A 17,639-nucleotide genomic window follows, 5' to 3' on the forward strand; every position below is an offset into this window, starting at 1 on the left:
CTCCTTGGTTAACGTAATAAAGTCAGCAGCGGCGCCTGTTCCTGCACCCTGCCCTGGCCGCCTGCCAACACGTCGATGTAGTCATCGCTGTTACTGACGATGATCGGCGTGGTGGTATCAAAGCCGGCGGCGTGGATCGCCGCCTGGTCAAACTCAATCAACAGATCGCCCGGCTTGACCCAATCCCCTTCTTGCACGTGGGCGGTGAAATGCAGCCCGTCGAGCTTGACGGTATCGATGCCGACGTGAATAAGGATTTCCGCCCCGTCCTCCGACTCAATGCCAATCGCGTGTTTGGTTTTAAACAATGACACCACGTGCCCCGCCACTGGCGACACTACCCGCCCTTGCAACGGGACGATCGCCACGCCCTTGCCCAGCAACCCGCTGGCGAAGGTGGCGTCGTTGACCTGTGCCAACGGCATCACCTCGCCGGCGATCGGGCTGACGACAATCTCCTTGCGGTTCAGCGGTGTGACGGGTTTCGGCTCCTGTGGTGCAGCCTCCTCTGCCGGCACCACGCCGAACAGATAGCTGGCTACCGCAGCGAAACAGAACGACAACAGGGTGCCGCCAATCGCCCCCCACACCGTGGCATCGAAGCCGCCGGCGGGAATAATCTGCGCAAAGGTGAAGACGCTCACCAGGCCGAAAGAGTATGTGGCGGTATGGAAATAGCCGATCACCGCGCCGCCGAGTGCACCGCCGATACAACCAAAGATAAAGGGCCGTTTATTCGGCAAGGTCACACCGTAGACCGCAGGCTCGGTAATGCCAAACACCCCGGCGCCGATGGCGGACCCAGCCAGCGCCCGCAGTTTGGCGTCGCGGGTACGCAGCATCACGCCCAGCGTGGCGCCCACCTGGCCCATTACCGCCGGTAACAGCAGCGGCACCATGGTGTCGCGGCCGAGCACGCTCAGGTTATTGATCATCAACGGCACCAGACCCCAATGCAGGCCGAAGATCACGCACACCTGCCACATCGCCCCCATAAAGGCACCGGCAATGATCGGGTTAAAGGCATAGATACTTTGATAACCGTTGGCCAGCAGGTGGCTGAGCCAGGTTGCCGCCGGGCCGATCAGCAAAAAGGTCAGCGGCACGGTGATCGCCAGGCACAACAGCGGCGTAATGAAGTTGCGCAGCGCGCTGTGGATCACCCGGTTAAACAAAGGCTCCAGCCGGCATGAAACCCAGGCGGCGAAAATAATCGGGATCACCGACGAGCTGTAATTGATGAAGGTCATCGGGATGCCGAGGAAATACTCGCGCACTGCGCCTGGCTGCTGCGCGGCTTCAAACGCCGCCATCATCAGCGGGTGGGTCAGCGCGCCGCCGATCGCCATGGTAACGAACGGATTGCCGCCGAACTTTTTCCCGGCGGTATAGCCCAGCATGATCGGCAGGAAGTAGAACAGCGAGTCGCTGGCGGCAAACAACATTTTATAGGTGCCGCCGTCCCCCGACAGCCAGTTGCAGGCCAGGCTCAGCGCCAGAAAACCTTTCAGGATCCCCGAAGCGGCCATCACCCCCAGCAGCGGGGTAAAAATGCCCGACACCACATCGATAAAGCGGCTGAACAGGTTTTCCTGCTTGCCATCGCCCGCGTCATCCGCCGCCGTGCCATCGCCCAGACCGGCGGCCTGATTGACCGCGTTATAGACTTGCGCCACATGGTTACCCACCACCACCTGGAACTGCCCACCGCTCTCCACCACCATGATGACACCGGGGTTTTCTTTCAACGCCGCAGCATCGGCGCGCTGGCGGTCACGCAGCTTAAAACGCAAGCGAGTGGCGCAATGCACCAGGCTTTTCACGTTGTCGCGGCCACCGACGCCGGCCAAAATTTCACTGGCTAATGTGTCATATTTCATAGCGTTATCCTTGCAAACGATGTTCTGCCGCTCCTGCACAACGATGGCCAATCGCCGTGACGGAATTCAGCGCAAAAAAAAACCTAAACCTCATGGCCCTGCACCCGCAAAGGGGGAACAGAAGCACGAGGTTTAGGTTTTGCCTGCCGGAGCAGTGACAACCCTAAATCGGCTGAGCTATGACGTTAACACTCCGTTTTTCGCCACGGCAAGGCTTTCCGGCAGCAAAGAGTGGAACTGTGATCCGGCGTGCAAAACGGCCTCAATGGGCAAAATAGTGCATGCCGCCATCTACCGGGATCACGGCGCCGGTGATATAGCGCGCCAGCGGGGAACAAAGAAACGCCGCCAGATAAGCCATGTCCTCCGGCTCGCCAAAGTAGCCGATCGGGATATTCTGCTTGATGAACGCCTGGCGTGCGGCCTCGGTCGGGTGCAGTTTTTCGCGTACCTGCTCGCTGTTAATTCGCCCGGGTTGCAGCGTATTGACGGTGATGCCCTGCGCCGCCAGCTCGCTTGCCAGCCCCTTGGCCCACAGGTGCAGCGCGCCCTTGGCGGCGGTGGCGGCATTCAGGCTGCGCGGTTCCATCGAGCCACTGATGTTGATGATTCGCCCCCAGCCTTGCGCCTGCATGCCGGGCAACAACGCGTGGGTCACCCGGCGGGCCGGCGTAAAGTTCAGGGCGAACGCCTCTTCCCAACCGGCGTCACCTTCGCTCAACGCGGTCGGACGAGCGCCACCGACCGCATTAATCAGGATATCAATCGTCCCGGCCAGGCGTGCCGCCTGCGCCAGCATGCTGTCGAGCGCCGCCGCGTCGGTGATGTCCACCGCGATCGCATAGGGCCGCGTACCGCCGCTTCGTTCAACCTCATCGGCCAGAGCCAGCAAACGTTCCTCACGGCGGGCGGTCGCCACCACGGTGACCCCCTGTGCCGCCAGAACCCGAACCATACCGGCACCAATGCCTTCGCTGGCGCCGGTGACCAGCGCGATACGATCCCGCAATTGCAAATCCATAAGATATCCTAATTGAATAATTCAATTTAGTTGAAGAGATAACGGCATTGAAACACAACCTACTCTGTGTGAATATTCCATAAAATCGCGGCAACACTGTGCAGGAATTCACTGATGTTCGATTGGCAGGATTTAAAACACTTTGTGGTGCTGGCACGCACCGGCTCATTGTCGGCGGCAGCAAGGGAATTGGGCTGTGACCACGCGACGGTCGGCCGGCGGGTGGCGGCGCTGGAGAAGGCGCTCGGGCTGCGGCTGATCCTCCGGTTGCCGCGCAGCACACCGCTGACCCCGGACGGCCAAAGGGTGGCCGGGCTGGCGGCAGAGATCGAAAATCAAAGTCACGCCATTGCTCGCCATGCCCGCAGCGCCGGTGAAACGCCGCAGGCCCAGGTGCGTATCAGCGCGCCGCCGTCGATCGCCGCACGGGTCATCGCACCCCATATCACCGAGTTTCACCAGGCTTTTCCGCATATTACGCTGGTGCTCTCCGGCGAAGCCTCCATCGCCGAGCTGGATCGCGGCGACGCCGAAGTGGCGGTGCGCATGGTGCGGCCACAGCAACCGGATTTGCTGGTGCAACGCATCGGCATGATGCGCTACAGGTTGTACGCTACCCCGCAGCACGCCGCCCTGCCGGAAGCGGCGCGGGCCTTTATCGCCTACGACCATCACTACAGCAACCAGCCGCACCAACAGTGGTTGCAACAGCTGTTGCAGGGCCGCCCGGTGGTATTTCAGGCCAGCGATCTGTTCTCTCTGCAAGAAGCCGCTCGTTCGGGGCTGGGTGCGGTAGTTTTGCCGACGTTTGTCGCTGATGACGACCCGGCGCTGGTTGCCCTGCCGACGTCGATAGCGCCGCCAACGCGCGAGTTATGGCTGGTCACCTACCCCGATCTGGCGCGTTCCACCGCCATCCGCACGGTCATGACTTTCCTGAGCGATCTCATCGGAAAAAAATGCCCACTGGCAACATGAAACATCAGAATGGCTAATTGAATGCTGGACAAAAGTCACGCGGGGGATTATTACTGATCACCGCGTAATTTACTTTATGGGCAGCTGTGATCATGACATTGCGTACTGAGTTTGGACGAATTTTGATTACCGGCGCGGGTGGCCGGGTCGCCACGGCATTCCGTCAATCGGTGGGCGATCGCTATCAACTGCGGCTGGCGGAAAGGGACATCAACTTGTTGACTGGCCTGCACCCCGGCGATGAAGTGATCAGCTTCGACATTGCCAATCTCGAAGCCTGCCGTGCGGCCTGCGCCAATATCGATACCGTGCTGCACCTGGCCGCCGATCCCTCCCCCGACGCCGATTTTTGCCACTCGTTGAAGGATAACAATATCCTCGGCACCTACAATATTTTCCGTGCGGCGAAAGACGCCGGCTGCAAACGCGTGGTATTCGCCAGCAGCGCGCAGGCGGTGGAAGGTTATCCGCTGGATTATCAGATACGGCCGGAAGACGCCCCCAAACCGAAAAACCTGTACGGCGTCAGCAAAGCGTTCGGCGAAGGCATCGCCGCCTATTTTGCCCATCAGGAAGGGCTTTCCGCGCTGTCGGTACGCATCGCCAACTTCACCACGCTGGAAGCCGGCGAGCAGCTAAGCGCCCGTGACATGAGCGCTTTTCTCAGCCACCGCGACGCCGCCGATCTGCTGGAACGCTGCGTCCGCATTGAAGGCGTGCACCATGCGGTGGTACACGGCGTCTCCAACAACCGCTATAAGCGGCTGTCGCTGGAAGAGACCAGCCGCCTGCTCGGCTACTACCCGCAAGACGATGCGTTCAGCATTCTGGGCTTCGCCTAAAGTTTGTTGTCGATACGCTGCAGCAGGTAGGGGAAGAATGGGTTGGAAGCGATACGCATCAACGAATCGAGATCGACCACCAACACCGACCGTTCGCCGCGCGCAGCGATAGTGCCCAGGCTGATGCCGAACTCATCGCGCTGCGCCGGGAAACGCCCATACAGCGAATCGCTCACCGGGAACGGCAGCGCCACATGCGACAGCGAATAAATATCCGCCGGGTAAGTCATCCCCAGCGGCTGCACGGTTTCCGTGGTTTCCCCGGCGGCCGTTATGCGGGCAATCGCCTCACTGCTTTCCGGTGAGGCATTGGCGATTACCGTCGTCTGGTAACGGCGCGGGGGTGCGGGCAACAACTGGCTAACCGCCGCCGCCGCGTTTGGCCGCAGCAGCGGCCCGAAGTTGATTGTACGATTGACGTCAAACAGCACCAGTTCGCTGCCGTTCGCCGGCAATTCGTTGTATAAGGCACGGATCACCGCCCGGGTGCTGACGGTGGAATCCATCACCGACTGGAAGGTCAGCACCGGCGGCAATGCGCCCAGCTTGCCGTCACGCGCCGCACGGGCGATTTGCTGTTGCAGGCTATTGCTGAGCAGATAAGACTGGCGTGCGCCATTCACCGGAAACGAGTTGTATTTAAACGGATTAAACTCCGGCAGCACCCCTAGCCACGCCGCTTTGGCAAACGCCGGGAATACCGCCGGCCAACCGGCGATGCCGGCGAAACGGGCAAAGCTGGTGACGCCGATCATCGGCGAAATCAGAATCAGCCGCTGCGGTGCCGCCAGTTTCGGGTCTTCCAGCGCGTCCAGCGCATATTTCATCGCCAGCGCACCGCCGTTAGAAAAGCCCACGATATGCAGCGGCTTGTCGCCCCCGACTTTACTGCGTGCCTCGCGTACCGCCAACCGCGTCGCCGCCAGCCAATCGCGCCATTCGATATCGGTCAACGCCCCCGGCACCGTACCGTGCGCCGGCAGGCGAATGCCGACGGCCACAAAACCGCGCTGCCGGTAGTTTTCGGCGATATGCCGCAGGCTGTAAGGGGAATCGGTCAGGCCGTGCAGCAGCACCACCGCACCACGCGGTTCGCCCTGCGGCAACAGCTCATAAGAGCGGTTCCAGTCCTGGGCGAAGTGCGGCGGATACACAGGGCTGCCGTCGAAATAGCGGTTGAGCGGAATGCGCTCGCTGGCGGAAAGTTTGTCGGTGACGTTGGCCTTCACCTCGTCGAACACCCGGTTTTCGGCGACCAGGTACGCTTGCCAGTCAGCCTTATCCAGCTCGGCGGCAGCCAACTCGTGCGGCACAAAAGTGTGCCACGGCTCCAGCGCCGGGCCGCGTTGGGTGTCGTAAACCCGCACAGCAAGCAACGTGAATACGACGGTGACGACCACAATCGTCAGCCGTTTGATCCCTTTGATTATCGCCCTGGACGGCATACTCACCCCTGAATTCACGGTTATCCAGCAGCGATTATAGGCGCTAAAGGCGCTCAGGGGCAGCGGTGTGCCCGGATAATAAACAACGCCGGGTCGAGCCCGGCGATTTTAAATAGCTTTCAACCACTGAGTGACGGCAGTCAGCGCTGGTTCACCAACGGGATGTCGTTGTAGTGCACCACGATCTTGGCATCCTTCGCCACGTAGTAGTTCGGCACCGAATAGGCGATGGTGGCGAAATCAATCTTTCCTCGGTTCTTGAAGTCGGCAATGGCGATACGCGCTACCGACTCATCGGAAATGCGCCATTTGGCGAAAATACCGTTGCTGATATCAATCGCCTTGTAATAGAACACCCCCTGCCACGGCCAGGGGCCACGCAGGCCGATAATAAACTCGTCTTCGCCGTCACCGTCGAAATCAGCGCAAACCACCTGATGCCCTGGCCCTTCTCCGTTTTCATTCGGATCGCCATAAATATCCAATAATACGCGGTGCCATTGTGCATCCTGCGGTTGGGCATCATCCTTCTTGTAATACACCGCCACGGTGTTGCCATGGAAAGGCTCGATCGCCGCCACGTAGCTGAAAGCATCATTTCCGATGCGGCCAACGTCCATATCGCCGCTGCCCTTGAAGCCGGTTTTCTCAAACTGCGTCAATTCACCGGTACCGATCAAGACGCGTCGCCAGGCATGTACACTGTCATCGTAATACAACCAGGTGACTCCTTCATCGGAGGCCAGCACCACGGAATCTCTGCCAGAGCCGGGGATCAGGCCGCTTTTTTTCTCGGCGCCATGGATCATGCGGAATGTACTGTCGTCAATCACCTCCATGTGCCATTCTTCGGCATCCAGCACATCATCAGGCTGGGTGAACAACACCACCGGCAGCACTGCATGCACATCCTCCTTCGCAACAATCGGGAACCCCAAGATCTCGATTTTCTCGCTTTGGGTAAAATACCCAGCGCGCAGGCGATGCATCCCGGTGGTACGCCCGACATAATGCCGTTTCCAACGCTCGCCTTTACTCAGATCGGCCCCCGGATTTTCAATCCAGTCAATCTTGCCACCGGCGGTATCAGGATCATAAATGGTGCCGATAGGCCCATAAAGTTCATAGCAGACAATGGCGTCCGGGTAGCCGTTGCCAGTAATGTCAGCGTAATCTGCACCGACCGGCATTTTGATTTTGTCGACGATAAGGTGCTTCTTCCATTCCGGGCTTTGGTTTTCATACCAATAGAGCTCGCCCAGAGTCAGGCCGTAACCAAACAGATCGGTTTTACCATCCTGATTCAAATCAGCCGCTTCCAGCCAATAGCCATCGCGTAAGCTTTTGGCGACCACTTCTTTGGTAAATTCCGGGATGGTCAGCGGCGTAGGTTTTTCATTATCGGACATGCTCTGCCTCGTCATTGGGTAACGCGTGATATTCCAGGGCCAGCCACACACTGGGTGTGTCAGCGTAATATTGGTGGTAGGGATAGCTGTAGTGCTGTCTATTGCTGATTTGGCAAAATGCCTGTGAAGTCGTTGCCCCAGGGGCCAGCAGCAGGTCTTCACAAAGTGAAGCCAATTCGTCGCTCTGGAAGATCTGCATGCGGCCAACCCCCAAAATTTGGGTATGGATTTCGATAAAAGAATGCTCGTTGTGAATACCGCAGTGGGTGCCAGGTTCGGCAAACCACAGGTTAGCGCGCAGGCTAAAGCGCTGGCTCTCGTAGGTCGCGTCACTGCCCGCCGCTAACGCTTGCGGAGGGAAAGACAGGATAGCGATCTCGTCGGGCGGCGATCGGAAAAACGCCACCGCTTCGACACTCTCGGTGCCATAGCGCCTTCCGGGATAACTCTCCTGTTGTTCCCAGCCAATAACCGCACCTGCTGCTGGGTCGACCGGCAGTTCAAAGATCAGGCAACTTTGCGCCGGGGCAATCAGCTCATTGCAGCGGATGACGGAAGAAAATGCCGGCAGCTGTGTTTGCCCGCGATTATTGAGCTTTAGCGCCTGCGGGTTAAAGTTGACGATAAGATGGCGACCGTTCAAATAACGCTCTGCCCCACCTACCAGCAAAACACTGGGCAGTGCTGGATGAGAGAAACGAGTGCTACGGCTGGTGACTGCCGTCAGATCCATGGTATTTCCCCACATATCAGGCGGCGCTGTTAATGAAGTAACGCATCGGCTTCATTTCGCAGCCGCAATAGAATGGCTGCACCGCCGGACCCAGGCCGAAAAAGTTGGCCATGGCACCAATCACCCGCTGGGTCGCCAAGCCGTCGCCATAATGATCCGTCTGGATATTGGCGCTTTTGAAGGCGGCAAGGTTGTCGAGAATACGATTGACGTGGTGGATAATCAGCTCACCCGAATTGCCAACCAAAACCGCGGAACCTGAGTGAGTGGCTTCCGGCCGTTCAGTCAGAGAACGCAGGATCAAGGTTGGCTTACCGAGCGTTGGCCCCTCTTCTTCCGCTCCGCTGCTGTCGGAGAGAATAATGTCCGCACGGTTCATCAACCGGCAGAAATCGAGGTAATTCAACGGTTCAATCAGATCCACATTGTCCGTGTCGGCCAGGGCGCTTTGTAAAGCTTGCCGGACAATCGGGTTCTTGTGCATCGGGATCACAACACGCACATCCGGGCGCTGGGCGATCTGGCGGATCGCATCCGCAATCTCGGGGATCTTCTCCCAGGCCTCACGACGGTGGGCAGAAGCCAGTATGATTTTGCGTGTATCCTGTTGTAATTCCTCCAACAGCCCACTGTCAGCCGGGACCGGCTGACCAATCGCCCAATGCAGAGCATCTACCACGGTATTGCCGGTGATGACAATACGGTTTTCCGCTATTCCTTCACGGATCAAATTTGCTGCATTGCCCGGTGTAGGAGCCAAATGCAGCGAAGCTATTTGCGCCACCAGCTTTCTGTTGCCCTCTTCTGGGAACGGAGAACTTATATTGCCGCTGCGCAGCCCGGCCTCAATGTGAATCACCGGAATATGATGGTGGAATCCCGATAGCGCAGCGGCCAGGGTGGTGCCGGTATCGCCATGGACCGTGAGGGCGTCCGGCTTCAACTGCGGCAACAACCTAGCCAAGCCATCAGTAATGCGTGAAGTGATTTGTGCCAGCGTTTGCCCCGGCTGCATCACCTGCAAATTGTAATCCGGCTGGATGCCAAATACAGCAAGCGCATCGTCGAGCATTTCTTTATGCTGCCCGGTTGAAATAATAAATACTTCGAAACGCTTGTCATCTTTTAAAGCATTTATTACGGGGCCATATTTGATAGCTTCAGGCCGAGTACCTAAAATCACAGCAATTTTCTTCATTATCTTGCTCCTGGAATGGATGATAAATAGAAGTAGCGTTTTATTGATTATTACTTATGTGAAAAAAAACATAAAAACAGAACATGACATTCAATTTATGGGCTATATTTCCATTGAAGACGAAGTCAGGGCTAGTTGAAAGCGATATTTTGGAAAAACTCTTACGCTGGAAAGGAACATATTGAATGAAAAATCTGGATGACCTGGAGGCTTTTATCCGTGTGGTCGACAGCAGTGATTTTTCAAGCGCGGCTCGTTCATTAAACGTTACGGCTGGGGCAATAAGTAAACAAATAAGGCGGCTTGAAGGCTCGCTGGGCGTAACGCTGTTTGAGCGCAGTACCCGGCGTATTCGCGTTACCGATGAAGGATTGCAGATTTATGAATGTATTAAAAGGGGGCTGAGCAGTATTCGTGAAGCCTACAGCATTGCCGAACAGGGCAGACAAAGCCTCAGCGGTAACATCGCCATCAGCAGCCCCTCGACCTTCAATGACTATTTTTTGATCGAGGCTATTGAGAATTTTAAGCGGGAACACCCAGATGTTAGTTTCTATCTGGATAGCTCTAACCGGGTGGTGGATATCTATTCCGACGGTATCGATCTGGCCGTTCGTTCCGGCCAACTTTCAGACTCGCAACTGGTGGCGCGCAAGGTGTTTGAGCAGCACCGGGTATTGGTCTGTTCCCCATCCTACCTAGCCCGAATTACTCCTCCGACCCATGTTCAAGATCTTTCCGCCCTCAGTGGCCTGGTGTTTGCCTACCCGGGCTACAACTCGGCATTCTGGACGCTGGAAAATACCGAAAATGGCGAGGTTCGACGCATGCCAATCAAAAAAGCCATGAGCTCCGACGATGGTATGGCGTTACTCAATTGGGCTCTGCAAGGCCATGGCATCGCATTACGCGAGTCCTGGAGCGTACAAAAATACCTCGCAAATGGCGAGTTAGTAAATATATTACCGGAATGGCATGAACCTATTAGCCCAATTCAAATTGTTCGTACCGGCCGCAACTCGGTACCAATAAGAATATCCATGTTTTCCAACTTTCTCATAGAGTTTTGTCAGAATAAAATAAATAAATCACAATAGTTATTACATATAACCGAACTGGATAACCATTCGGTTATTTAAAAATAAAATTTCGTTGTGACAGAGCTTCACAAGTGATGTTCCAAACAATGTATGGCGCAAACTTTCTAGGCTGGGCATTATTATCTCCATAGTATTTCCCTTCTCAGGAGTATGATATGCCACTTGCATTATTGGCGTTGGCTATTAGCGCTTTTGCTATTGGCACAACAGAGTTCGTCACTACCGGACTATTGCAGGATATTGCCCGGGACCTTCATATTACGATTCCACAAGCCGGTTATCTAACCTCTGGATATGCGTTAGGCGTGGTGATCAGCGCCCCCATATTGACCATCTTGCTGGCCCGCTTTAACCGCAAACATACCTTGGTATTTCTGATTCTGTTATTCATTGCCGGCAGCATTGTCTCCGCCAGGGCCGTCACCTTTGAAGAGTTGATGTTTGGTCGCGTATTGTCCGCATTCTGCCATGGTGCCTTTTTCGGTATCGGTGCGGTCGTCGCCACCACAGTGGTGGCACCCAACAAGAAGGCCAGCGCCATCGCTCTGATGTTCACCGGCCTGACGCTGGCGAATGTGGTTGGCGTTCCGCTCGGCACCTACGTGGGGCAACACTTCGGCTGGCGCGCCGCATTTTGGGCGATTGCCGTGCTTGGGGTGATTGGCTTTGCCGGGTTGGCTGCACTGGTGCCAAAACAGCTGGCCGAGCGCAGCCATATTATGGATGAAATTGCGGTCTTCAAACGCCCACAGGTTTGGCTGGCTTTGGTCGTCACCGCCATCGGTTTTAGCGGGCTGCTGGCTTCTTTTGCCTATATCTCTCCGATGATGACCGAGGTAGCCGGTTTTGCGCCAGAAAATCTGGCTTGGATCCTGTCAATCTACGGTGTTGGCCTGGTGGTCGGCAACATTGTGGCGGCCAAATTTGCCGACCGCGCCTTGGTACCCACCATTTTGACCCTGCTGATTCTGCTGACCCTTGTTCTGCTGTTGTTCACCTACACCATTCACATCAAACCATTAGCCATCATCACAGTGTTTTTGCTTGGTGCCATTGGCTTTGGCACCATCCCGCCATTGCAAATGTACGTGATGGAGAAAGCTACCGGCGCCCCAACCCTAGCCTCTGCCGCCAATATTTCGGCGTTCAATTTAGGGGCATCCGGCGGCGTCTGGCTGGGCGGTATGGCAATCGATGCAGGTTACGGTTTCGTCTCGCCTAACTGGGTAGGAGCCATGACCACCGGCATCGGCCTGCTGATCGCTATTTATGCGGTACGACAAAAACGGGCGTTGGTGTTGGAAAACAACTGCTAACGCCTTCCTTATGCACGGTTAATGAGGTTATCGGATGATGAGCAATAATACGATTAACGCGCAGCGCCCCAAGAATCTAACCTCATTGACTGGCATGAGGATCTTCGCGGCACTGCTAGTGTTTCTGTTCCATGCATCACTCGGCAAGATGCTTAATCCTTTTGAAGATATGCAGGTTGCCGATAATTACGCCCTGATATTCAAAAATGCGGGTTGGCTTGGTGTTTCATTCTTCTTTATTCTCAGCGGATTTGTGCTGACTTGGTCGGCAAACCCACAACAGAGCAACCGCCGTTTCTGGCTGAAAAGATTGGGGAAGATCTTTCCCAATCATCTGGTGACCTGGGCGCTGATGCTGGCGTTCTTCAGAAGTTACGTTTCGGACAGCAACGCCTGGTTACCGAACCTGCTGCTGCTCAGTTCCTGGTCGAACAACATTGATATTTTTGTCAGCGTCAATCAGCCCAGTTGGACGCTTTGTTCTGAAATGCTGTTCTACATGCTGTTCCCAGCCATTTTTATGCTGGTGAGCAAATTACCCGCCAATTGGCTGCCATCCGCACTGGGGGCAGTTTTCATCGGGTTAGCGCTAACCCAGCTTGCCATTACTCACTGGGTAGATGGCACTCCGCAGCTCAAAGAATGGCCTCTGTCGGAAAACCAATGGTGGTTAGCCTATAACTTTCCGCCGTTCCGCCTGTATGAGTTTATGGCTGGTATGATCATGGCGCGTTTGCTGCAGACTGGCCGGCGCCTTTCTCTCTCGCTGCCTGGTACCGTATTGCTGGTGTTGGTCGCCTATATAGCCACCTATTTTGTTCCTTTCCAGTACTCGCTGAATTTCATCACTTTTATTCCACTGTGCCTGCTGATTACCGCCGCCGCACAAGGTGATCTGGCTGGAAAAAAAACGCTGATTAATACCCGCTTGATCGTCTGGTTGGGGGAGATTTCTTTCGGTATGTACATGGTTCATTACCTGGTACTGATTGCGGCAAAACAGATGATGGCAGACAGGCTTTATGGCCTGGCGGCATCGCTATCGATCATTCTGGTATGCCTGCTGGCGTCTCTGGTTGGGGGCTATCTGCTTTATCGTTATGTCGAATTACCCGTAATGCGTCAGTTGGCCAGGACGGAAAAGAAACCCGTCATTATCGCCGCCGAGTCTGCAACTGAACGTTAATGTATAAGGCTAAAAAATGAATGAAATATTGAGAGAGTTTCTTTCCGAACAAAATAGCAAGGCACCGGTTGATTTTACTCAGTTGGATGCCGTCGAGTTTCGAAACAGCTTTCCGGACCGTTTTACTGAAGGCAGTTATCAACAGAATGTTAATAAAGTAGATATAGAGATTAACCTTACCGGAAATAAAATCTCTGCCCGACTCTATAAGCCTTTCAATATTAGCGGAACCTTACCTGTACTGGTCTATTTTCATGGCGGCGGTTTTGTTATTGGCACACCCGCACTGAGCGATTCTGTTTGCGAAGGCCTGGCCTATTGTGCCCAATGCGTAGTGGTTTCCATCGATTACCGACTGGCACCGGAATACCCTTTCCCTACCGGCTTGCAAGATGCATTCGAAGCCTTGAACTGGGTTTATCACAACGCTGCCGCCCTGGATATCGACTCTGAACGCATTGCCGTCGGCGGTAACAGCGCAGGCGGAAACTTTGCCGCGGTATTGGCTCAGGCCAGCAGGGATGTAGTCCCGACGCTCTGTCATCAGGTTCTATTATTCCCGGTATTGAATTATGGCTTTGACTCCGTCTCAGCACGTGAGTACGACCAGGGTTATTTCTTAAGCCGAGAAATGATGCAGTGGTTTTGGCAAACTTATCTGCCTGAACACTATGACAAAAGCGATCCACTGATCTCCCCTCTGCAAGCGCACCGGCTCAAAGAGGTATGCAGCGCAACCATTGTTACCGCCCAGTACGACATATTGCGAGATGACGCCCATACCTATGCCGAAAAATTAAAACAGGCAGGCGTACCTGTCGCCCTCAAGTGTTGGAATGACAGCATTCATGATTTCATTCTTATGCCGGATAAATTTCCGGTGGCCGATGACGCCATTGTTTTCGCCGCTGAACAATTAAAAAACGCCTTTGCCATCCCCCCTGTAACCAGTCACGGAGAGCGTAAATGGAACTGAGTTTATCGAATAAAATCGTACTTATTACTGGCGCAGCCTCAGGCATTGGCGCCAGTGTGGTAAGCAAAATGCTGGAAGCCGGCGCCAATGTAGTAGGTGCGGACATCAATCCGGTACCATTCGAAGCTATTCAAAACCGCAAAACCTTTCTGCCGTTAGAAGCAGATCTGGCCGAGCCTAATGCCGCGCAATATATCGTGGATGAAACTATCCGCCATTTCGACAGGATTGACGTATTAATCAATAATGCCGCGGTAATCAAAGTGCGTAACGGTTTTCTTAGCGTCAAAGACGAAAACTGGCTTGAAACCTTCAATCTGAATTTTCTCGGTTACGTACGCACCGCGCGCGCAGCGCTGCCCCACATGCTGGCTCAGAAAAGCGGTGTGATCATCCACACAGCGTCGGAAGCGTCGGTGATGCCAAACCCGCTGCTGCCAGACTACAGCGTGTTCAAAGCAGCGGTGGTGGCGCTTTCAAAAGCGCTGTCCCGCGAATTCACCCCGCTTGGTATTCGCTCCAACGTGGTCTCCCCCGGTTTTATCCGCACGGCGGTCTATGACGCGCCGGGCGGCATTCTCGACACGTTGGCAGAAAAATACGGCACCGATCGCGAAAGCGCGCTGGAGCAATTCCTTAGCCAGATCGGCATGCCGGCCGGGCGGTTGGGCACTCCGGAAGAAGTTGCTGACCTGATCCTTTATCTGGCTTCAGAAAAAGCAGCGTTTATGTCCGGTTCGAATATTTTGATGGAAGGCGGCATTGTTCCTACTGTTTAACTGAGGTGAGTATGGTTATCGATAATTCCAAACGTAAGGCTCTTGTTACTGGCGCCACTTCCGGCATTGGTTTTGCAGCGGCGAAGGGGCTTCTGGAGAGCGGGGCCGATGTCTATATTAATGGGCGCAACCCAGAGAAATTAGCCGCAGCGCTGAAACGCCTCAATATCAGCGATCCCAGCAAGGGAATTCTAGCCGACGTAGGCACGGCGGCAGGTTGTGCGGCGTTAATTGAACAACTGCCTCAGGTGGACATTCTGGTGAACAACGCCGGGATTTTTGCCCCCCAGCCGTTGGTGGAAATTGACGATGAAGAGTGGTTCAAATTTATCAACGTCAACTTTATGAGCGGCGTGCGTCTCACCCGGCATTATATCCCGAAAATGCAAAATGCGGGCTGGGGGCGAGTAGTTTTTGTGTCCAGCGAATCGGCAATACAGGTTCCGCCAGAGATGGTGCATTACGCCGTTACCAAAACCGCACAGTTAACGCTGGCGCGCGGCTTTGCCGAAGCGGCACGCAACACAAATGTGACGGTAAACAGCGTATTGCCTGGACCAACCATGAGCGAAGGTGTCGAACGTTTCGTACGAGAAATGGTGCCGGACCAATCTGTGCCGTTGGATGAAGCAGGGCGTATCTTTATTCGCAATGAACGCGCGACCTCACTACTGGGCCGGATGGCAAGTTCAGAAGAGGTGGCCAACCTGATTGTTTATCTCAGTTCCGAGCTGGCTTCTGCCACTACGGGTACCGCCGTGCGGGTGGACGGGGGCGTTCTGCGCGGCATTATTTAGTTTAGCATATGGGGGAAGTCCGCTTAATGCCTGGTGCTTCAGAAACGGTGATATGGGGCACATTAGCACCCCCATTTTTTGACAGGCGCCTGATCATCGGTCTTACCCTGGCGCCTGACAGTATGGCTAAATTACGGCTTTTCGGCGATTTTGCGCAGATATTCGTTATTTTTGAATGCAATGATGATCATTTCAAAACAGACGCGGGTAAACACGCCGCCGAGAATAATCCCGAACAGGCCACGGAAGAACTCCCCGTAGAACATCGCTCCAATGCCGCCAACAAGAATGCCCAGCAGGCACAGCCAGTAAACGGCAGTGATGATTTTCGGTGTCAGCATCGCGTCAAAAAAGAAAATATTTTTCATTGTAAATCCTTCCTTAGGTCAGTATTTAATTATCCCAGAGGCGACTCGTCAGCGTCGATATGGCGGCCGGCCCTATTTGTTACGCCGGTTATGATAACGAGTTATGCGACGCAAAGCGCAAGAAAATCAACGAACCATTGCATGAAGGTTGAGGGTAAAGATGCGCAATAAGATAGGCCACAACATACTGGGCTGTTTGGCGGCATTGCTGCTGTGCAGCCAGAGCGCACAGGCGCAGGAAACGCTGATCTTCGTCCGGCACGGGGAGAAACCCGCCAACAACAGCGGCCAGCTGACCTGTAAGGGGTTGAACCGCGCACTGGCATTACCGCAGGTGCTGCTGAGCCGCTACGGCAAGCCGGACTTTATCTTTGCCGCCGGGCCGAAGGAGAACAAAAGCGGCAGTTCGCTGCGCGCTTTATCGACCATTATGCCCACCGCCGTGCGTGCAGAGTTACCCATCAACATTCAGTTCCACGCCGACGACATCGCCGGGCTTGAACAAGAGCTGCTCAGCGAAAAATACCAGAACTCGCGCGTCTTTATCGCCTGGGAACACAAGAACCTCGACAAGGCGGTGAAAAACATCGTTGCCGCACGCGGTGGCGACGCCAATCAGGTGCCCAAATGGCCGGGCAGCGACTTCGACAGCATTTTTGTGGTCACGCTGGATCAGGGCAAAGTGACCTTCAAGCAGGAGAACGAGGAGTTGACGCAGTTGGCGGAGACCTGCCCATCCGCAGGGTAAAGCCAAAACGGCCTTCAATGGGCTCAATAGATGGGCCTCCTTATTATCTGGCCGCTGTCGCTACCGGTGTAATAAGCCCCAACTCAACGCCCAATCGGATAGCCTGACGGGCGTTGCTGACGCCCAGTTTAACCACAATATTGCCCATATGAAACTTCACCGTACTCACGGAAATACTCGCGATGGCAGCAATCTCTCCATAGGTTTTCCCCATGCTGGACCAATACAGCACCTCATTCTCCCGTGGAGTGAAAATGGGTTTGCACACGCCCGCATGATGCTCGCTTATACCGGAGGAGACCGATCCGGCGAGACGATACGTCTGTTCATTAAAATCAATCAGTAACATCTGCAGAGCGCCGCTATCGGACGAGAGCCGCTTTTCCAGCGCCCCTTGTCCGTTGCTGCCGATGATGACAGACAGCAATGCCAGGTTGTTCATAGGGTCATGCAATACAAAAGTGAAGCCGTTAACGATGTTGTATCGCCTAGAGAGGGAAAATATTTTATCTGACATCAGGGTGATATTTTCGCCCCATACAAAAGGCGAGGCGCGTTTGAACGCAGTCAGTATCACCGGGTCAGTGAGCTGGAAATTATTGGTGCGGTAGAGATCCACCCATTCGTCAGGGTAACTGGAGATAATGAGAACATCTGACGGATTATTCTTCCTGACAACCGTGTAGGCATATGCCGGGCTACCGAGTGATGATAACTTCCTGTCGATATGCTCCCGAAGCGTTCCCGTTATGATTGGATTTTCATTGAGGGTAGAAAACATGCACGCTCCGTGGCGATCCGGCTTTACCCTTTAGAGGGAAGAACCTAGACTTAAGTACAGCTTATATATAGTAACCCGCGAT

17 protein-coding genes are annotated in these 17,639 nt (G+C 54.8%); 9 read left to right on the forward strand and 8 right to left on the reverse strand.

Annotated features, from left to right (window positions below; genetic code table 11):
* Nucleotides 1–8: 8 nt before the first annotated feature.
* Both bglF and ACUTSW_RS19430 read right to left on the reverse strand, forming a co-directional pair.
* Nucleotides 9–1,880, reverse strand: coding sequence for a PTS beta-glucoside transporter subunit IIABC (gene bglF, locus ACUTSW_RS19425; protein ID WP_445585115.1), 1,872 nt, complete (start codon nt 1,878–1,880; stop codon nt 9–11).
* Between the two features lie 262 nt (nt 1,881–2,142).
* On the reverse strand, nt 2,143–2,901 hold the full coding sequence (locus ACUTSW_RS19430; protein ID WP_445585116.1) for an SDR family NAD(P)-dependent oxidoreductase: 759 nt from the start codon (nt 2,899–2,901) through the stop codon (nt 2,143–2,145).
* Between the two features lie 114 nt (nt 2,902–3,015).
* Between ACUTSW_RS19430 and ACUTSW_RS19435 the strand changes: the two genes are divergently transcribed.
* A complete protein-coding gene (locus ACUTSW_RS19435) occupies nt 3,016–3,879 on the forward strand; it encodes a LysR family transcriptional regulator (protein WP_445585117.1) in 864 nt (287 codons plus the stop codon).
* Between the two features lie 92 nt (nt 3,880–3,971).
* On the forward strand, nt 3,972–4,721 hold the full coding sequence (locus tag ACUTSW_RS19440; protein ID WP_445585118.1) for an NAD-dependent epimerase/dehydratase family protein: 750 nt from the start codon (nt 3,972–3,974) through the stop codon (nt 4,719–4,721).
* Here the strand turns inward: ACUTSW_RS19440 and ACUTSW_RS19445 are convergent.
* From ACUTSW_RS19445 to wecB, 4 genes are all read right to left on the reverse strand, one after another.
* The gene (locus tag ACUTSW_RS19445; protein ID WP_445585119.1) at nt 4,718–6,166 is read right to left on the reverse strand and encodes an alpha/beta hydrolase; all 1,449 of its coding nucleotides are present in this window, start codon (nt 6,164–6,166) and stop codon (nt 4,718–4,720) included. The genes ACUTSW_RS19440 and ACUTSW_RS19445 overlap by 4 nt on opposite strands.
* 140 nt (nt 6,167–6,306) lie before the next feature.
* Entirely contained in the window at nt 6,307–7,575 is a 1,269-nt protein-coding gene (locus tag ACUTSW_RS19450; RefSeq protein ID WP_445585120.1) for an FG-GAP repeat domain-containing protein, read from the reverse strand.
* Nucleotides 7,565–8,308: a hypothetical protein gene (locus tag ACUTSW_RS19455; RefSeq protein ID WP_445585121.1), complete on the reverse strand. Its 744-nt coding sequence runs from the start codon at nt 8,306–8,308 to the stop codon at nt 7,565–7,567. The genes ACUTSW_RS19450 and ACUTSW_RS19455 overlap by 11 nt, the downstream gene beginning before the upstream one ends.
* A gap of 16 nt (nt 8,309–8,324) precedes the next feature.
* Nucleotides 8,325–9,506, reverse strand: coding sequence for a non-hydrolyzing UDP-N-acetylglucosamine 2-epimerase (gene wecB, locus ACUTSW_RS19460; RefSeq protein ID WP_445585122.1), 1,182 nt, complete (start codon nt 9,504–9,506; stop codon nt 8,325–8,327).
* 185 nt (nt 9,507–9,691) lie between these two features.
* On the opposite strand from wecB, the gene ACUTSW_RS19465 reads away from it, so the two are divergent.
* From ACUTSW_RS19465 to ACUTSW_RS19490, 6 genes are all read left to right on the forward strand, one after another.
* Nucleotides 9,692–10,603 carry a LysR family transcriptional regulator gene (locus ACUTSW_RS19465; RefSeq protein ID WP_445585123.1) on the forward strand — a complete coding sequence of 304 codons (912 nt, stop codon included), beginning with the start codon at nt 9,692–9,694 and terminating at the stop codon, nt 10,601–10,603.
* 158 nt (nt 10,604–10,761) lie between these two features.
* Nucleotides 10,762–11,922, forward strand: coding sequence for an MFS transporter (locus ACUTSW_RS19470; protein ID WP_445585124.1), 1,161 nt, complete (start codon nt 10,762–10,764; stop codon nt 11,920–11,922).
* 34 nt (nt 11,923–11,956) lie between these two features.
* The gene (locus ACUTSW_RS19475; RefSeq protein ID WP_445585125.1) at nt 11,957–13,108 is read left to right on the forward strand and encodes an acyltransferase family protein; all 1,152 of its coding nucleotides are present in this window, start codon (nt 11,957–11,959) and stop codon (nt 13,106–13,108) included.
* A 16-nt stretch (nt 13,109–13,124) separates the two neighbouring features.
* Nucleotides 13,125–14,084, forward strand: coding sequence for an alpha/beta hydrolase (locus ACUTSW_RS19480; RefSeq protein ID WP_445585126.1), 960 nt, complete (start codon nt 13,125–13,127; stop codon nt 14,082–14,084).
* The gene (locus ACUTSW_RS19485) at nt 14,075–14,863 is read left to right on the forward strand and encodes an SDR family NAD(P)-dependent oxidoreductase (protein WP_063199001.1); all 789 of its coding nucleotides are present in this window, start codon (nt 14,075–14,077) and stop codon (nt 14,861–14,863) included. The genes ACUTSW_RS19480 and ACUTSW_RS19485 overlap by 10 nt, the downstream gene beginning before the upstream one ends.
* A gap of 11 nt (nt 14,864–14,874) precedes the next feature.
* Nucleotides 14,875–15,660 carry an SDR family NAD(P)-dependent oxidoreductase gene (locus ACUTSW_RS19490; RefSeq protein ID WP_445585127.1) on the forward strand — a complete coding sequence of 262 codons (786 nt, stop codon included), beginning with the start codon at nt 14,875–14,877 and terminating at the stop codon, nt 15,658–15,660.
* Between the two features lie 131 nt (nt 15,661–15,791).
* Here ACUTSW_RS19490 and ACUTSW_RS19495 read toward each other — a convergent pair whose 3' ends face one another.
* Nucleotides 15,792–16,028 carry a DUF4282 domain-containing protein gene (locus ACUTSW_RS19495; protein ID WP_445585128.1) on the reverse strand — a complete coding sequence of 79 codons (237 nt, stop codon included), beginning with the start codon at nt 16,026–16,028 and terminating at the stop codon, nt 15,792–15,794.
* Between the two features lie 160 nt (nt 16,029–16,188).
* Here ACUTSW_RS19495 and ACUTSW_RS19500 point away from each other — a divergent pair, with 160 nt between their 5' ends.
* Entirely contained in the window at nt 16,189–16,776 is a 588-nt protein-coding gene (locus ACUTSW_RS19500) for a histidine phosphatase family protein (protein ID WP_445585129.1), read from the forward strand.
* A 43-nt stretch (nt 16,777–16,819) separates the two neighbouring features.
* On the opposite strand, the gene ACUTSW_RS19505 is transcribed toward ACUTSW_RS19500, so the two are convergent.
* Nucleotides 16,820–17,557 carry a helix-turn-helix transcriptional regulator gene (locus ACUTSW_RS19505; RefSeq protein ID WP_445585130.1) on the reverse strand — a complete coding sequence of 246 codons (738 nt, stop codon included), beginning with the start codon at nt 17,555–17,557 and terminating at the stop codon, nt 16,820–16,822.
* Nucleotides 17,558–17,639: the final 82 nt, after the last annotated feature.

The sequence above is a fragment of the Serratia sp. TSA_198.1 genome, assembly GCF_052686505.1.

Excerpts from the sequence above, each read along its gene's own strand:
- ACUTSW_RS19485 (WP_063199001.1), top strand. The coding sequence starts at position 14,075 with ATGGAACTGAGTTTATCGAATAAAATCGTACTTATTACTGGCGCAGCC.
- ACUTSW_RS19505 (WP_445585130.1), bottom strand. The coding sequence starts at position 17,557 with ATGTTTTCTACCCTCAATGAAAATCCAATCATAACGGGAACGCTTCGG.
- ACUTSW_RS19445 (WP_445585119.1), bottom strand. The coding sequence starts at position 6,166 with ATGCCGTCCAGGGCGATAATCAAAGGGATCAAACGGCTGACGATTGTG.
- ACUTSW_RS19480 (WP_445585126.1), top strand. The coding sequence starts at position 13,125 with ATGAATGAAATATTGAGAGAGTTTCTTTCCGAACAAAATAGCAAGGCA.
- ACUTSW_RS19435 (WP_445585117.1), top strand. The coding sequence starts at position 3,016 with ATGTTCGATTGGCAGGATTTAAAACACTTTGTGGTGCTGGCACGCACC.
- ACUTSW_RS19450 (WP_445585120.1), bottom strand. The coding sequence starts at position 7,575 with ATGTCCGATAATGAAAAACCTACGCCGCTGACCATCCCGGAATTTACC.
- ACUTSW_RS19430 (WP_445585116.1), bottom strand. The coding sequence starts at position 2,901 with ATGGATTTGCAATTGCGGGATCGTATCGCGCTGGTCACCGGCGCCAGC.
- ACUTSW_RS19475 (WP_445585125.1), top strand. The coding sequence starts at position 11,957 with ATGATGAGCAATAATACGATTAACGCGCAGCGCCCCAAGAATCTAACC.
- ACUTSW_RS19455 (WP_445585121.1), bottom strand. The coding sequence starts at position 8,308 with ATGGATCTGACGGCAGTCACCAGCCGTAGCACTCGTTTCTCTCATCCA.
- ACUTSW_RS19465 (WP_445585123.1), top strand. The coding sequence starts at position 9,692 with ATGAAAAATCTGGATGACCTGGAGGCTTTTATCCGTGTGGTCGACAGC.
- ACUTSW_RS19490 (WP_445585127.1), top strand. The coding sequence starts at position 14,875 with ATGGTTATCGATAATTCCAAACGTAAGGCTCTTGTTACTGGCGCCACT.
- ACUTSW_RS19440 (WP_445585118.1), top strand. The coding sequence starts at position 3,972 with ATGACATTGCGTACTGAGTTTGGACGAATTTTGATTACCGGCGCGGGT.
- wecB (WP_445585122.1), bottom strand. The coding sequence starts at position 9,506 with ATGAAGAAAATTGCTGTGATTTTAGGTACTCGGCCTGAAGCTATCAAA.
- ACUTSW_RS19495 (WP_445585128.1), bottom strand. The coding sequence starts at position 16,028 with ATGAAAAATATTTTCTTTTTTGACGCGATGCTGACACCGAAAATCATC.
- bglF (WP_445585115.1), bottom strand. The coding sequence starts at position 1,880 with ATGAAATATGACACATTAGCCAGTGAAATTTTGGCCGGCGTCGGTGGC.
- ACUTSW_RS19470 (WP_445585124.1), top strand. The coding sequence starts at position 10,762 with ATGCCACTTGCATTATTGGCGTTGGCTATTAGCGCTTTTGCTATTGGC.
- ACUTSW_RS19500 (WP_445585129.1), top strand. The coding sequence starts at position 16,189 with ATGCGCAATAAGATAGGCCACAACATACTGGGCTGTTTGGCGGCATTG.